Origin of the sequence: Rhizobium sp. R86522 (genome assembly GCF_042466255.1) — a bacterium.
Classification (GTDB): Bacteria; Pseudomonadota; Alphaproteobacteria; order Rhizobiales; family Rhizobiaceae; genus Allorhizobium.
Window position 1 is genome coordinate 1,751,634 of sequence record NZ_JAXHBX010000001.1, and the last position, 15,197, is coordinate 1,766,830.

The following is a 15,197-nucleotide window of genomic DNA, read 5'->3' on the forward strand; positions in this document are numbered from 1 at the left end:
AGCGCCATCACAGGATGATCTTCTCCCCGCCCCTCATCCCTGCGCGGCTGGTGCGCCGCTACAAGCGTTTCCTCTTCGATGCGCTGCTGGAAGATGGCACTGAAGTCACCGGGTTCTGCCCGAACACGGGCTCGATGCGCGGGCTGACGGAACCGGGATCGCGGATCTGGCTCTCGCAGCACGAAGCCGCGACGCGCAAATATGCTCACGCCCTCGAACTTGTCGAGGCAGACGGGACTGTGGTCGGGGTCAACACCGCCATGCCGAACCGGCTCGCGGAGGAAGCGATCCTGGCCGGGCTTGTGCCGGAACTGTCAGGCTTTTCCTCCCTGAAGCGCGAGCAGCGTTACGGCCGCAATTCGCGGATCGACATCCTGCTGGAGGACACGACCAAGGGCAGCGTGCATGTCGAGGTGAAGAACGTGCATTTCATCCGAGAGGCAGGGCTTGCGGAGTTTCCCGACAGCGTGACGACCCGCGGCGCCAAGCACCTCGACGAAATGGGGGACCTTGTTCAGACTGGCCGGCGTGCGGCCATGCTTTTCGTGATCCAGCGCGCCGATTGCGACCGCTTGAAAATCTGCTCGGATCTCGACCCTGGTTATGGCCGCGCCTTCGCCCGTGCAATCGCTCGCGGTGTGGAGGCCTATGCCGTTCGCTGCCACCTCGAACCGGGCAAAATCGTGCCTGAAAGCCTCATCCGGATAGACGAAGACGGGTTTGGTCGTTTATGAACGGCCAAAGCTCCTAGATTAGAACTTGCGAAAGCCACCCCATGGTCACCTATATCGACGCGGCGACGGCACCGCTCAAGAACACCGGCGCGATCCGCCTCTACGGCGCAGACGACTTCGAAGGCATGCGCCGCGCCTGCCAGTTGACCGCCCGCTGCCTCGACGCGCTCGTGCCAATGGTCAAGCCTGGCGTGACGACAGCCGCCATCGACAAGTTCGTCTTCGAGTTCGGTGCCGATCACGGTGCCCTGCCCGCGACACTGAACTATCGCGGTTATAAGTATTCGGTCTGCACCTCGATCAACCACGTCGTCTGTCACGGCATGCCCGACGACAAGCCGCTGCGTGACGGCGATATCGTCAATATCGACGTGACCTACCTGCTCGATGGCTGGCACGGCGATTCGAGCCGCATGTATCCCGTCGGCCAGGTCAAGCGTGCCGCCGAGCGGCTGATGGAAGTCACCTATGAATGCCTGATGCGCGGCATCGCAGCCGTGCGCCCCGGTGCCCGTACCGGTGCCATCGGCGAGGCGATCCAGACCTATGCCGAGGCAGAACGCTGCTCGGTGGTGCGCGACTTCTGCGGCCATGGGGTCGGGCTTCTCTTCCACGACAGCCCGAACATCCTGCATTACGGCAAGGCGAACGAGGGCCCGGAATTGCGCGAGGGTATGATCTTCACCATCGAGCCGATGATCAATCTCGGCAAGCCGCATGTGAAGGTACTCTCGGACGGCTGGACCGCCGTCACCCGCGACCGGTCGCTGACGGCGCAATACGAGCATACGGTCGGCGTGACCGCCAATGGCTGCGAGATCTTCACCCTCTCGCCTGCCGGTCTCGACCGTCCGGGCCTCGGCTGACAGACGCGCGTCAATACGACCTGCCGCAACTTGAACTTGCGCACGGCGGCAGTCGTGTCACTATATCCTTGCGGCGGATCAGCCGCTCGACCATGAGGGTCAGGATTGGGTGGCATGACGAGCAAGTTTCCGTTCTCAGGTGAATCCCTGCGCCATGAAAGCGCAGCCGCACAACAGGTCAGCGACCTCTTCGGCTCCGGTCGACAGCTGCCCCATGATGAAGCCGACGAGCGCAGCTTCTTCGCAGAGCAGCCAGCAAGAGAAAACACCATTGCCAAGGCCGCATCGACACGCGCCGCAATGCCGCCAGAGGCCCATTATCTGGGGCACAGGGAAAGATTGCGCAGCCGCTTTCGCGAGGGAGGCGAGACGGCACTAGCAGATTACGAGATCCTCGAACTGCTGCTTTTCCGGCTGATCCCGCGCCGCGACACCAAGCCGATCGCGAAAGCACTGCTTGCCCGTTTCCAGACACTCGCCGGCGTGCTCGGTGCGCCTCCCGCGCTGCTGCAGGAGGTGAAGGGGGTTGGCGAGACAGTGGCGCTCGATCTGAAGCTGATCGCCAATGTTGCCCAGCGCATGCTGAAGAGCGAGCTTCGCGAAAAGCAGGTTCTGTCTTCCTGGTCGTCAGTCATCGACTATTGCCATGCCGCCATGGCCTATGAGACCACAGAGCAGTTCCGCATCCTTTTCCTCGACAAGCGCAACGTGTTGATTGCTGACGAGATCCAGGGCCGCGGAACGGTCGATCACACGCCGGTCTATCCGCGCGAGGTGGTCAAACGGGCGCTCGAACTGTCCGCGACCGCCATCATCCTGGTCCACAACCATCCGAGTGGCGACCCGACACCCTCGCGGGCGGATATCGACATGACACGAACCATTGTCGAGACCGCCAAGCCATTGGGTATCACCGTGCATGACCACATCATCATCGGCAAGGATGGCCATGCCAGCCTGAAGGGCCTGCGGCTGATCTGAACATGACGGTTCCCCCCATCTTGGGTGACCGAAAGCCTCATCTGTGGGTCGGCGATAACGAAACGGTGACGTTGCCCTGTCATACTGCTTCTTGATAATGTGCACTGCAGCATGGCGGCAGGCAAATCAGAGGCATCTCATGAACCAGTATGACTTCGTCGTGATTGGCAGCGGACCAGCCGGACGCAGAGCGGCGATCCAGGCGGCCAAGCTGGAAAAGAAAGTTCTCGTCATCGAGAAGGGCACGCGCGTTGGTGGCGTGTCGGTCCATACCGGAACCATTCCCTCGAAGACACTGCGCGAAACTGCTCTCAACCTCACAGGCTGGCGCGAACGAGGCTTCTACGGCCGCAGCTACCGTGTGAAGCAGGAAATCAACGCCGACGACCTGCGTCGCCGCCTGCTCATCACGCTCGACCACGAGGTCGAGGTGCTCGAACACCAGTTTTCGCGTAACCGCGTGCAGCAGATGCGCGGCACGGCGCGTTTCATCGATGCGCATACGATCGAGGTGACCAAGGAAGATGGCGAAGTGCTGCAGGTGCAGGCCGCCTCGGTCCTGCTCGCCGTCGGCACGCGCCCCTTCAAGCCCTCGCATATCCCCTTCGACGGTGTCAGCATTATCGACAGCGACGAGATCCTCGAGATCAAGGAACTGCCACGCTCGATGATCGTGATTGGTGCAGGTGTCATCGGCATCGAATACGCGACGATCTTCTCGGCGCTCGATACGGTCGTGACCGTCGTCGAACCGCGCGACACCATGCTCGATTTCATCGACAAGGAGATCGTCGAGGACTTCACCTACCAACTGCGCGACCGGAACATGAAGCTGATCTTCGGTCAGACGGTCGAGGGTGTAGAGAAGGTCGACGGCAAGTGCCGCGTGACGCTGAAGAACGGGCGTGTTCTGACCGCCGAAATGGTCCTTTTCGCTGCCGGTCGCGTCGGCGCAGTCGATTCGCTGAACCTGGAAGCCGCAGGGCTGGAAGCCGACAATCGCGGTCGGCTAAAGGTCAACCCCGAGACATTCCAGACCGCCGTCCCCACTATCTATGCGGCCGGTGACGTGGTCGGCTTCCCGTCGCTCGCCTCGACATCGATGGAGCAGGGCCGGATCGCGGCTCGCCATGCCGTCGGCGCGCCATCTCATGAACCGCCACAGTTCTTCCCCTATGGCATCTATGCCGTGCCTGAGATCTCGACCTGCGGTCTGACGGAGGAAGAGGTCATTCAGCGCAGCATTCCCTATGAAACCGGGATCGCGCATTTCCGCGAGACGTCGCGCGGCCATATCATGGGTCTCGACAGCGGCATGCTGAAGATGATCTTCTCGCTGAAGACCCGTCGTCTTCTCGGCGTGCACATTGTCGGCGAAGGAGCCACCGAACTTGTGCATATCGGCCAGGCGGTGCTCAATCTCAAAGGTACCGTCGAATATTTCGTCGAGAACACCTTCAACTATCCGACGCTGGCCGAAGCCTACAAGATCGCCGGCCTCGATGCCTGGAACCGGATGGGCGAGTTGAAGGTGGAGAAGATCGAACGACGCGCGGCGGAATGACTGCCGGACGGGGCAACGGGTCAGATCTGGCACGAGACGTAGCGCTGATCGGCTGCTAAGCAGGCGACCTCCTCATAGTTGCCCCCGAGTCGGCCATGTCCTCCTCCCTTCGCCAGATTGCTGACCGTCCGCAACTGGTCATTCTGTCCATCATGATCTTCGTGCAGGGCTGCGCTTATGGCTCGACCCTGCCCTATCTGGGTGTGACCGCCATCGGTGCGCTCGGCATGAGCGATCAGGCCTATTCCGCGCTGACGGTGGTCGCCTCGATCATGACCGTTTCGATCAGCGTTTCGCTCGGCATCCTTTCCGACGGCATGGGCGACAAGCGGAAAATGATCGCTGTTCTCGCGTTTGCGGGCACGATCGGCTACGGCGCCATATTCCTGTTCCCTTCTGTCACCGTCTTCGTTGTTGCGACCGCGCTCGTCATTCCCTTCGCCCAGGCTGTGCACTCGCTGCTCTTCGCCTCTGCACGGATCGAGACCTCCGCCCTGTCTCAGCGTGACGCAGCCGCGGTCAACACGGTGGTGCGCTCCTTCATGTCTATGTCCTGGGTGGTGATGCCTGCCGTGCTTGGCCTGGCCTTATCGCAATCGGCCAACATGATCGGCGCTTGGGGTGCGGCCGCCGCCTGCACGCTTTTGATTGTGTTGGCATCACTTCTCGTTCTTTCGCCTCCGAAGGCCGCAACACCAGCCACCGGCACCAGCGGTGCCGCATTCTTCGAAGCCTTGCGCGAACTCGTGCGAGCCGAGATGCTGATCCGCATGATCGCAATGGCCGCAGTCACCGGAATCACGCGACTGGCGATGATGATCTGGCCCCTGATTCTCACGCTTGAACTCGGCGGCTCCACACGGGATGTCGGCTTTATCGCCGCCCTCGTCGCATTCATCGAGATCCCGTTCATGCTGGTCGCGGCCATACTTCTCAAGCGCGTCAGCCTGCTCATGCTGATCATCGTGTCGGCGCTGCTCTACGGCTTGCATATGGTCGGTTTCGCCTTTGCGACGGCGCCCTGGCATTTCTATGCCCTCGCCGTGCCGGGCGCGGCTGCGGCTGCCGGGCTCCTCTCCCTGCCGATCACCTATTTCCAGGAGCTCTTTCCGACTCGCCCGGGTCTCGGTACCGCCTTCATGCCGATCAACTCCTTCCTCGGAAACGCGGTCGCCGCCAGCACCTTCGCGATCGGCGCACACTTCTTCGGCTACTCCGGAACCGCCTTGCTCGGGCTCGGGCTCGGGCTCGCCGTTGCCGGCGTCGCGGGGCTTCTTGCCATCGATAAGGATCGCATCAGGCTCACCTGAGGGTCCTGTCAAAGGTTCAGCGTTTCTCCGTCCTCAAGGATCCGGAGCCGTTCTGCGCCTTGTGTCTGACGATCCCTCATGGAACGGATATCGGCGCGCGAGACCGTCGCATGATCAACGGCGTCCAGGTGGGTTACGAGGACGATTGCAGCACCGGCGAGACGCAGCGTCTCCCGCACCATGGCCGCGTCCATCACTATGGGCCCTTTGCCATGCCAGAGCGCTCCACAACCATGCACCACGACGACATCAGGCTTTTCATCGGCCAGTACGGCCGCCACCTCAGGGCACAGGATCGTGTCACCCGCCCAGTAGAGGATCGGCTCACCTCGCGCCTCGATCAGAAAACCCGAGACCTCCCCCATGTCGTTAAGAACCTCCGGCGGGCCGTGTTGGCCATCCGTCGTGCGGATCTGGACCGAACCAAGCGCGAGCCCCTGCCCGATTGATCGGACGTCCTCGAAACCCATCGCCATGATCGCCGCCTGATCGCGACTATGGCAGAGGATCGGCATCGACTTCGGCAGCGCCCGTTGTGCCGCTTCGTCAAAATGGTCGGAATGGAGATGCGAAATCAGGACCGCATCGATGCCATCCAGCAGTTCTTCGACCGCCAGAGGCAGGTCTACGAGCGGTGATGTGGCGCGGCCGGAATAGCTGCGCCCTTCGCCCTTGGCCGCAAGCCAGGGATCGATGAGCAGCCGGCTGCCAGCCACATCGACAGTGAGCGTCGCACTGCGAATTAGCCTGATCTGCATGCCCCGTCTCCATCGCTTAAAGACGAAAAAGCCGCCCAGAAGGACGGCTTTCTCTCAAGTTCAAGAAGGCACGAAGATTACTCGGCGTCGCCTTCGGCGGCCTTCTTCTTCGGGGCTGCCTTCTTCTTCGGGGCAGCGTCGTCGCCTTCAGCAGCGTCTTCAGCCTTGGCAGCAGCCTTCTTCTTCGGAGCAGCCTTCTTGGCCGGCTTGTCGCCTTCTTCGGCGTCGTCAGCGAGGAGCTCGTCCTTGCTCACGGTCTTGTCGGTGACGGAGACTTCAGCCAGCAGCTTGTCGATGACCTTCTCTTCGAAGATCGGTGCGCGCAGGGAAGCGGCTGCACCCGGCGTGTTGCGGAAGAAGTCGAGGATCTGCTTTTCCTGGCCCGGGAACTGCTGCAGCTGAGCGAAGAGCGAACGCTGCATTTCTTCTTCGGTCACTTCAATGCCGGCCTTTTCGCCGATTTCGGAGAGAACGAGGCCGAGACGAACGCGACGCTCGGCAAGCGCGCGGTATTCGTCGCGGGCAGCTTCTTCGGTCGTGTCTTCGTCAGCAAACGTCTTGCCGGACTGGGCGAGATCGGTGTTGATCTGGCGCCAGATGTTCTCGAACTCGGCATCGACGAGCTTCGAGGGCGACTCGAACTTGTAGAGCTCGTCCAGCTGGTCGAGGATCTGACGCTTGACCTTCTGGCGGGTGACGTTGCCGTACTGGCTTTCGATCTGGCCGCGGACGATTTCCTTCAGCTTCTCGACCAATTCGACGCCGAGCTTGGTGGCCAGTTCGTCATTGATTTCGGTCTTGGCCGGGCTTGCGACTTCCTTGACGGTGATGTCGAAGGTAGCTTCCTTGCCAGCGAGGTTGGCTGCCGGGTATTCGGCCGGGAAGGTTACGGTGATGACCTTTTCGTCACCAGCCTTCAGGCCAACCAGCTGCTCTTCAAAGCCCGGGATGAAGCGGTTCGAGCCGATGACCAGCTCTGCGTCTTCGTCCTTGCCGCCGTCGAAGGCTTCGCCATCGACCTTGCCGAGGTAATCCATGGTGACGCGGTCGCCATCAGCGGCCTTGCCCTTCTTCGCTTCGAAGGTGCGGGCGCTCTCAGCGATCTTTTCGATCTGCTCGTTGATCTCGTCTTCAGAGACTTCAACGACTTCGCGGGTCACCTTGATGCCATCGACCGACTTCAGTTCGATCGCCGGGATGATTTCGTAAGACAGCGTGAACTCCAGGTCAGCCTGGGCCGACAGGATCTTTTCCGCTTCCTTCTCGTCCTCGGTCATGACGATTTCCGGCTGGGTCGCCGACTTTTCGCCGCGCTCCGACAGGATCGCCGACGGCTTGTCACGGATGATCTCGTTGACGAGTTCGGCCATGATCGACTTGCCGTACATCTTCTTGACATGGGAGGTCGGCACCTTGCCCGGACGGAAGCCGTTGATGCGGACCTTGTCCTTCACATCGGCCAGGCGCTCATTCATGCGCTGTTCCATGTCCTTGGCCGGAATGATGACCTTGATTTCGCGCTTCAGCCCTTCAGCGAGCGTTTCGATAACCTGCATGTTCTTACCTTCATGTCGTGGCGGCCGTGCTCGGACAGCCGGTGTTTTCCCTGAGCACGACGCCGGAATTGATTTTCCCGGACGTGGCTGCGTCGCAATTCGTCAACAATCTGCCAAGCAAAACGGCGCCGGACTGACAGGAGCCACACCTCGGTGTTCTCTCGTCGATCCCGCGCGGCTTAGCTGGTGCGGGTAGAGAGACTTGAACTCCCACGCCTTGCGGCACCAGAACCTAAATCTGGCGTGTCTACCAATTTCACCATACCCGCGTCCAAAAGCGCATGTCGCATTCGCGCATGGCCCCTCCGGAGCGCGCGTCTCTATAACACCCGTTTTCCCGCACGCAAAGGAAAAATGACAGGATTGCAGGGCGCTCGCGACCCACTTCACAGGCATTGCAGCAGGCAAGTGGCGCGGTTCAGTAAAGCGGCTCCTCGTAGAGTGGCTCGCCGTCGAGCATCAGGGCGCGAATCTGTGCCTGCCCCGTCTCCGAGATACGAACCGCGACCGAAACCCGGCCCTGGTTCCGACCATCTTCGATCGGCTTGCCCTCGCCTTCCGGCACGTAGTAGCGCTCGATCCCGTAGGAGACCGTCAGGTTGCCCGCGTTCTGCCACTCCCAGTCGTAAATCGTGACAGGCATCGAAAGCAGGATCACGCTACCCTCTTCAGCCTGAAGCGGATCGAAGGATGCCTCCGAGACAATCCAGTATCCGTCCGTGCCCGGCTTCAGGCGGACATGCAACCGCTCAGCGTCGCCAGTTTCGGGTTTCTGACCGGTGACCGAGGTCGTTGAGATGGTCGAGATGTCATAGGTGAGGATGACATAGTCGCCGCGCAGCAGATCACGCGGGTCGACAGGCGCCGTCTTCAACAGCACTTCTGTTCCCGATCTCAGGATGCCCGCGCGTCCCTCTATCATATAGCCGAGGATCGCCGTCTGCAGGAGTGCGACGACGAGTGCAGCGGCGGCAAAGGGTTTGGCAGCGATCATGACTTCACCTCTGCGGCAGGACGGGAGAAGCGCTTCTCGAGGCGGATGACCACGAAGGCAAGTACCGCAACCACGAGACCGGAGAGGAGGAAGAAGGCGGACGTGCCGAGAATGCTGTCGATCGTCTCGTAGGAGAGGTAGAGAATTTCCGCCGCGAATGCCCCGTAGGCAAGCAAACGCACCGCGCCATTGTCACGACCATCCAGGGCGATGGCGGCAATCGAGAGCGCCAAAATGATGATGCCGAGCACGGCGATAGACACCGCATCCACGGCACTTCCCTGCGCATAGGCGAAGCCGCTCATCGCTATGATCAGGGTATAGAAGCTCGCAGACGCGCCGAGCCTGCGATGCAGGTCCACCAGAGGCGAACGCGGCAGCGTCAGTGACAGGAAGAGAAGCGTCGCGACGACGGCCACGACGAGGGCGTGGAGCTCGCCCCGCTCAAGTATGACCATCCACCAGATCCAGGCGAGGAGAAGCATGTAGCCGAAATGCTTGGCTCGGTTCGGGGCCGTCCAGCGCGACAGGCCAAAGACCAAGGCCGCACCGAATGGCGGCCACCAGGCCCAAAGGCCATGGCTACCGACATCCCAACCGAAACTGTCGAAACCGCCGCCGAAAGTGACGAGTGCGAGCACACCGGTCACCACGGTCAGCGCGCCCGACCGGAAAAGGGCCGCCGAAACGGCGGTCACCGAAAACCACAGGAACATGGCTGAAAAGGTATCGCCCGAGAGGTGATACAGCTGGCCGATCAGCGCGATCGCCCCACCGAAGGCCGCAGACCCCAGAACAAGGGAGGCCGCCGCAATGCGGTCGGCGCCGCGGCTCCTGGCAAGCAGTGCCGCCAGATGAAAGATCCAGATCAGACCGATGATGCCGGCGACCTTGATCAGTCGGGGAATCAGTTCCCAGTTGGCCGCGATCAGCATCAACAGAGAGGCCGCGATCAGGACAGCTGCGAACATCGACAGGATCGACCCGATGCTGAAGCCCGAGCCGCGGCGATCCACGTCATCGAGCAGCCTTGCGGCCGCGGCGGCGTCGATCAGCCCCCGCTTGACCCAGTCGTCGAGGTCGCGTTTCAACCTGCCTCTGTACATCTGCCTGCCCCCTTGAATTCGAAGGCAATCTGAAACGACACAGGTAGAAAAACAAGCCGCAAGGCACAGGGAGCAACGAGGCCAGCCGCCCATGCAATAACCGCATGCCTTCCATGCTCTTTTTGCACTGCACAAAGTCGTACGTGTCGCCTATATTCATTCTCAACAGAGCGACGGAACTTCTGGCGCTTCTTCTTCGACCCGCTCACTCCTCCTCCCAGAGCGGGATCGATTGGCCAACGACACTCCTCCTCCCAGTCGTTGGTCTGCAAAAATGACGCTCACCGGACCTCCTCCCCCGGTGAGCGTTATTTTTTTGTCTTCTCCCCCCACTTCTGACTGCCTTGCGTTGCGGGCTGCCGCGTGACCTGCACGAATGCAATGCAAGATGGGATCTGAGGCAAACGCACAAAAAATCACCAGTTAACAATGGGTTAAATCGATCGATATGCGTAGAGCGCATGGGTGCTCTGCCGCATTATGTCTTCAATGATTTCGCATTGCAGCATATATTCAGATCAACAAATTCGAAGGGGCCCACAGACGGGTCCAAACCACCAAAGAGGTAGACCCCATGAACATCGCTCGCTCGCTCAACAACTGGCGCAAGTATCGTCAGACCATCACCGAACTCGGCCGCATGTCGGACCGCGAACTGCGTGACCTCGGCATCGGCCGCGAAGACATCCGTCGCGTTGCCCGTCACGCCGTCAACGGCTGATTGGTCCCGGCTTCGGTCGGATCCCAAATAGAAAAACCCCGGATCTCCTCCCAGATCCGGGGTTTTTCTTTGTCTGCTCGGCGCTGCTGCTCAGTCTTCGCGGACGGCCACGATCACATCGTGGATCAGCTTCAATACAGCCGGCGCATCGATCTCGGTGCAGATCTTCTGGCTCGGCAGGTCACCATCCCAGTCGGAGGGACCGAATCCGCGACCATCCGGCTTCTGGATCGTCTGGCCATCGGCAATGCCGCCGCAGACCACACGGATGACGCCGCTGCGGGTCTTGAAGAGTTCCGGTGCGACGACATAGACGCAGGCGCAGCTGTCATGCACGACCATGCCGTCATCGACCAGGCCCTCGTAGAAATCGATGTAGAACTGCGAGAGGTCGAAGAGCAGGCGCGCGCGGCTGGTGCCGGCGGCGTCCCTGATGTCGGCGAGCTGCGAACGCGTCATCACCGTCTGCATGGTGACATCCAGGCCGACGACCACCACAGGCCACCTTGCGGTCATCACCACGTCTGCCGCTTCCGGGTCACCGTGGATGTTGGCTTCGGCCGCCGGCGTCACGTTGCCGTTGACGTCGAAGGCGCCGCCCATGATGACGATCTCCTTCACCAGATTGACGATCTCGGGGTCTTCTTTCAGCGCATTGGCGAGATTGGTCATGCGGCCAACGGCAACGATCGTCACCTCGCCCGGATTGGCACGGACCGTTTCGACGATGAAGCGGTGGGCTGGACGCGGATCGGGATGGACGTCCGTCACCTCGGGCACGCCGATGTTGCCGAGCCCGTCATCGCCATGGATGAATTTCGGCGGCTCGTGGCTGACGCGATGCGGAATGAAGGTTTCGCCGGCGCCGCGTGAAACGGGGGCATCGATCTTCCATTCACGCTTCAGGTACAGCGCGTTGCGGGTCGTGATGTCGATCTCGGCATTTCCGAACACGGTGGTGATACCGAGGAGGTCGATCTCCGGATGATGGTGCAGGAAGAGGAGCGCCATGGCGTCGTCGACGCCGGGATCCGTATCGAAGATGACCTTGTGCATGGAAGAAATCCTTTTTTTGTTGTTGTTGTTCGGCGTCCGCCGAGCGCGTCGGACGATAGACCTGAAGCGTGACGGCGGGAAGACCGGGTATCAGCCGGCTGCCTTCTTCTTTTTGCCGACGTTTCTCAAGACATGGCTGAAATCCGAATTGTAGAGATCGCTGTCGCGGAATTCGACATGACCGAAGACCTTGCCGACCAGCACCAGTGCGGTCCGCGTGATCTTCGCCTTGCGTACCTCTTCCGCCATGTCCTTCAGGGTCGTGCGGATGAAGAGTTCGTCTGGCCAGGTGGAGCGATAGGCGATCACCACGGGGCAATCCTCGCCGTAATAGGGGGTCAGTGTGTCCCGGATATGTGCGAGATTGCGGATCGAAAGGTGGATCGCAAGCGTAGCCCGGGATTTGCCGAGGATCTCCAGCGTTTCGAATTCCGGCATGGACGATGCCTTCATCTCGGTGCGGGTGACGATGACCGTCTGGGCGATCTCCGGCAGGGTCAATTCGGTCTTCAACCGCGCTGCCGTCGCAGCAAAGGCCGGCACGCCGGGGACGACGTCATAGGGAATACCCAGCGCATCAAGACGGCGCATCTGTTCGGCGATCGCGCCATAGATCGAGGGATCGCCGGAATGCACACGGGCTACATCCTCGCCGCGCGCATGGGCGGACACCATATCTGCGACGATCTCGTCGAGATGCATGGGCGCCGTATCCTTGACGATCGCATCCTCGGGTGCCGCCGCGACGATCTCCTCCGGCACCAGCGAGCCGGCATAGAGGCAGACCGGGCAGCGCTCGATGAGCCGCAGGCCGCGCACAGTGATCAGATCGGGGGCTCCGGGGCCGGCGCCGATGAAATAGACGGTCATGCTTCAATTCCCTTCATGCCACTGTCTGCCTTGCCCGAATAACCACGCGGCGTGTAGACCCAGGTCTTGCCGTCGCCGGTCGTCACAGTCCGGCTCTCGGACGAGCCGACCACCACGACGGTCAGCATGTCGACATCGTCGACGTTCAATTCGCCAAGCGGCACGGTGCGCACGTTTTCGCCCTCGCGGCCAAGATTGGTGGCGAGGATTACGGGGGTCGTGGCCGGGCGATATTTCAACAACTCGTCGCGGGCATAAGCGAGCTGCGTGCGGCGTTTCATCGATACGGGATTGTAGAAGGCGATGACGAAATCGCCCTCGCCCGCCGCCTTGACCCGGCGCTGGATATGTTCCCAGGGGGTCAGAAGGTCGGACAGCGAGATGGTGCAGAAGTCGTGGCCGAGCGGCGCGCCGATCCGGGCAGCAGCGGCCTGCAGCGCGGAAATACCGGGCGAGACCTGCACTTCGATGCGGCTCGCGCCATCGGTGATGCCGCCCTTGTCGAAGAGTTCGAAGACCAGCGTCGCCATGGCATAGATGCCCGCATCGCCGGAGCAGACCAGGGCCACCGTCTTTCCCTCACCGGCCAGCTCCATGGCATGCACGACGCGGGCTTCTTCCTTGCCGAGATCGAAATCGTGGCGGGTCTTGCCATCGGCGAGCGGACCGAGCAGGTCGAGATAGAGCGAATACCCTATGAGATCGGTGGAGGCCGCAACCATGCGCGACACCTCGGGCGACCGCCAGCCTTCCGAGCCCGGGCCGATACCGACGACGAAGAGCGTGCCTCGAGCACGGCCTGTTGTCTTCGGGTCAATGATATCAGCAGCCCTCGCAATCGCGGCTGTGGCCCCCTTGGATTTGATCTTCTCGACAACGAGTTCGCCAGACGCGCCGACGGCCGCAAGCGCTGCCCCTTCGGCCACACCGTGGCAGCCGACTTCGGCAAAGACGACCTCAGACGGGTTCTTCAGACGCGGTGCCTCGGCTTCGAGCGCGGCTGCGCTGAAGAAGCGGGCCGGCACGCCGAAATGGGCGGCCACCGCATGGATCGCCGTCTCATCCGCCTTCAGGTCGATCGAGCAGACGGCCGCCAGGCTTTCCCGCGCGAAACCACCCTTTGCGAGCGCTTCCTCGGCAAGCGCGATGGCCTCTTCCGGCTTTGCATGCCGCTCGCAGCCCATGCCGAGCACCAGCGTCTTGGGGTGATAGACGAGTTCGAGCTCGCCTGCGGTCTTCTGTTGGTCGGTCACGGAGAGCGTCACACGGGCCTCTTGCTGAAATGGAAGTCTTGATTGAGTGAGCCAGGCGGCGGTTTCACCCTCGAGCCGGGCGCCAGCGCCGACCACGAGCTCGGCCATCACCAGCTTGGCGCTCTCGGGATTGACCAGCACATAACCTTCCGGTGGCTGGTCAAGTGCTAACCCGAACTTGAGATCGCCGGCTGTCGTGATGGCGGCATGGGCACCGATGGCGGTCGCAATTTGTCGAGCGAGGTCATTGGCGCCATGGTGGCCGCCGAGCAGCGGCACAACGGAGGAACCATCCTCGGCGACGGCAAGCACCGGCGGTTCCGCATGTTTGTCGGACAGGAGCGGCGCGAGGAGCCGGATCAGCGCGCCAGCGGCCATTACGGCAATAATCGGTCGACCGGCGGCAAACAGCGTCTGGACGTGATCTTTGGCAGATGCAAAGCGCAGATCTGCCTCCTCGACCCGGGCGGCAGCACCATGCAGTTCACCGCCGATGTCCGCTGCAATGCGGCGACCCAGCGAAGCGGCTGATGCACTTAGGATGACGACCACGGGCTTGGCCGGGGATGCGAGGACAGGCGTCATGCGGCTCCGCTTCCAAGCTTTTTAGCAAGTGCCGGATGCCAGCGCTCGTCACCCTTGTAGATCAGGATCATCGAGAAATAGGGGGCGGTGTCCTCTGCCACGTCGGCCAGCGGCGTGAGCTTCTGTTCGGCAAGGCTGACCCGCTCCGCATAGCCGGCCTGCGCCGTCAGTCCGAGGCTTTCGATCAGCGCACGGATACGGGCGAAATGCCGGCCGAGCTTGATGATCGCGACGGCGCCGGAGGTCTCGATGCGAGCTGCTAACTCTTGATCCGAGAGAGGTCCTGGCAGCACGGTCAGCACATCGTTGCGGGCAGCAAGCGGCCGTCCGAGACCAGCGGCAGCCGCCATCATCGAGGAAACGCCGGGCACGACCTCTGTCGGATAACGATCGGCGAGCCGCTCGAAAAGATACATGAATGAGCCGTAGAAGAAGGGGTCCCCCTCGCAGAGGACCGCGACATCGGAGCCTGCGTCGAGATGATGCGACAGCGTCTCGGCTGCCTTCGTGTAGATGTCCTGGGCCGGAAAGCGTTCGACCCGCATCGGCACGATGATCGGTACTTCCAACTGAGCGGCGGTCAGATACGGAGCCGCGATCTGACGGGCAAAGCTCGGGCCGGTATCGGGCGCCGGATAGGCGACGACAGGGCAGCTCGTCAGGATGCGATGTGCCTTCAGCGTCAGCAGCTCCGGATCGCCGGGGCCGAGGCCGAGGCCGTAGAGTTTACCGGTCATGTGGACTGCTCCTGAATGCCTACGTGTCCCTCATCCCCCTGCCGGGACCTTCTCCCCGTGAACGGGGAGCAGGCGGCACGACGTCGGCCACGATGGCCTTCTCCCC

Annotated in this window: 14 protein-coding genes and 1 tRNA gene; 6 read left to right on the top strand and 9 right to left on the bottom strand. The window is 61.7% G+C overall.

The annotated features are described in order from the left end of the window. Nucleotides 1-14 precede the first annotated feature (14 nt). The 5 genes from sfsA to SJY08_RS08380 all read left to right on the top strand — a co-directional run bounded on the left by sfsA (nucleotide 15) and on the right by SJY08_RS08380 (nucleotide 5,455). Nucleotides 15-734 (top strand): DNA/RNA nuclease SfsA, encoded by a 720-nt coding sequence (gene sfsA, locus SJY08_RS08360; protein WP_377275285.1) that lies wholly within the window; start codon nucleotides 15-17, stop codon nucleotides 732-734. 41 nt (nucleotides 735-775) lie between these two features. After that, nucleotides 776-1,600, top strand: a complete 825-nt coding sequence (gene map, locus SJY08_RS08365; protein WP_377275286.1) for a type I methionyl aminopeptidase — start codon at nucleotides 776-778, stop codon at nucleotides 1,598-1,600. A 114-nt stretch (nucleotides 1,601-1,714) separates the two neighbouring features. Continuing rightward, the gene (gene radC / locus SJY08_RS08370; protein ID WP_153762114.1) at nucleotides 1,715-2,581 is read left to right on the top strand and encodes a DNA repair protein RadC; all 867 of its coding nucleotides are present in this window, start codon (nucleotides 1,715-1,717) and stop codon (nucleotides 2,579-2,581) included. A gap of 139 nt (nucleotides 2,582-2,720) precedes the next feature. Further along, the gene (sthA, locus tag SJY08_RS08375; RefSeq protein ID WP_054150215.1) at nucleotides 2,721-4,145 is read left to right on the top strand and encodes a Si-specific NAD(P)(+) transhydrogenase; all 1,425 of its coding nucleotides are present in this window, start codon (nucleotides 2,721-2,723) and stop codon (nucleotides 4,143-4,145) included. Nucleotides 4,146-4,240: 95 nt separating this feature from the next. Beyond that, nucleotides 4,241-5,455, top strand: a complete 1,215-nt coding sequence (locus tag SJY08_RS08380) for an MFS transporter (RefSeq protein ID WP_377275287.1) — start codon at nucleotides 4,241-4,243, stop codon at nucleotides 5,453-5,455. Between the two features lie 8 nt (nucleotides 5,456-5,463). On the opposite strand, the gene SJY08_RS08385 is transcribed toward SJY08_RS08380, so the two are convergent. The 5 genes from SJY08_RS08385 to SJY08_RS08405 all read right to left on the bottom strand — a co-directional run bounded on the left by SJY08_RS08385 (nucleotide 5,464) and on the right by SJY08_RS08405 (nucleotide 9,869). Further along, nucleotides 5,464-6,213 carry an MBL fold metallo-hydrolase gene (locus SJY08_RS08385; protein ID WP_377275288.1) on the bottom strand — a complete coding sequence of 250 codons (750 nt, stop codon included), beginning with the start codon at nucleotides 6,211-6,213 and terminating at the stop codon, nucleotides 5,464-5,466. Between the two features lie 77 nt (nucleotides 6,214-6,290). Continuing rightward, a complete protein-coding gene (tig, locus tag SJY08_RS08390; protein ID WP_377275289.1) occupies nucleotides 6,291-7,769 on the bottom strand; it encodes a trigger factor in 1,479 nt (492 codons plus the stop codon). Nucleotides 7,770-7,953: 184 nt separating this feature from the next. Further along, nucleotides 7,954-8,038, bottom strand: a tRNA-Leu gene (locus tag SJY08_RS08395). A 149-nt stretch (nucleotides 8,039-8,187) separates the two neighbouring features. Beyond that, complete coding sequence (locus SJY08_RS08400; protein WP_069041476.1) at nucleotides 8,188-8,763, bottom strand: GDYXXLXY domain-containing protein; 576 nt, start codon at nucleotides 8,761-8,763, stop codon at nucleotides 8,188-8,190. After that, on the bottom strand, nucleotides 8,760-9,869 hold the full coding sequence (locus SJY08_RS08405; RefSeq protein WP_377275290.1) for a DUF2157 domain-containing protein: 1,110 nt from the start codon (nucleotides 9,867-9,869) through the stop codon (nucleotides 8,760-8,762). The genes SJY08_RS08400 and SJY08_RS08405 overlap by 4 nt, the downstream gene beginning before the upstream one ends. Before the next feature lie 574 nt (nucleotides 9,870-10,443). Here SJY08_RS08405 and SJY08_RS08410 point away from each other — a divergent pair. Next, nucleotides 10,444-10,590: a DUF1127 domain-containing protein gene (locus SJY08_RS08410; RefSeq protein WP_006728511.1), complete on the top strand. Its 147-nt coding sequence runs from the start codon at nucleotides 10,444-10,446 to the stop codon at nucleotides 10,588-10,590. 90 nt (nucleotides 10,591-10,680) lie between these two features. Here the strand turns inward: SJY08_RS08410 and SJY08_RS08415 are convergent, their stop codons facing one another. From SJY08_RS08415 to cobI, 4 genes are all read right to left on the bottom strand, one after another. Further along, the gene (locus SJY08_RS08415; protein WP_069041478.1) at nucleotides 10,681-11,646 is read right to left on the bottom strand and encodes a nucleoside hydrolase; all 966 of its coding nucleotides are present in this window, start codon (nucleotides 11,644-11,646) and stop codon (nucleotides 10,681-10,683) included. Between the two features lie 90 nt (nucleotides 11,647-11,736). Beyond that, nucleotides 11,737-12,516, bottom strand: a complete 780-nt coding sequence (gene cobM, locus SJY08_RS08420) for a precorrin-4 C(11)-methyltransferase (RefSeq protein WP_069041479.1) — start codon at nucleotides 12,514-12,516, stop codon at nucleotides 11,737-11,739. Beyond that, nucleotides 12,513-14,354, bottom strand: a complete 1,842-nt coding sequence (gene cobJ, locus SJY08_RS08425) for a precorrin-3B C(17)-methyltransferase (RefSeq protein ID WP_377275291.1) — start codon at nucleotides 14,352-14,354, stop codon at nucleotides 12,513-12,515. Before cobJ ends, cobM begins: the two co-directional genes overlap by 4 nt. Further along, complete coding sequence (cobI, locus tag SJY08_RS08430) at nucleotides 14,351-15,091, bottom strand: precorrin-2 C(20)-methyltransferase (protein ID WP_377275292.1); 741 nt, start codon at nucleotides 15,089-15,091, stop codon at nucleotides 14,351-14,353. The genes cobJ and cobI overlap by 4 nt, the downstream gene beginning before the upstream one ends. Nucleotides 15,092-15,197 lie beyond the last annotated feature (106 nt).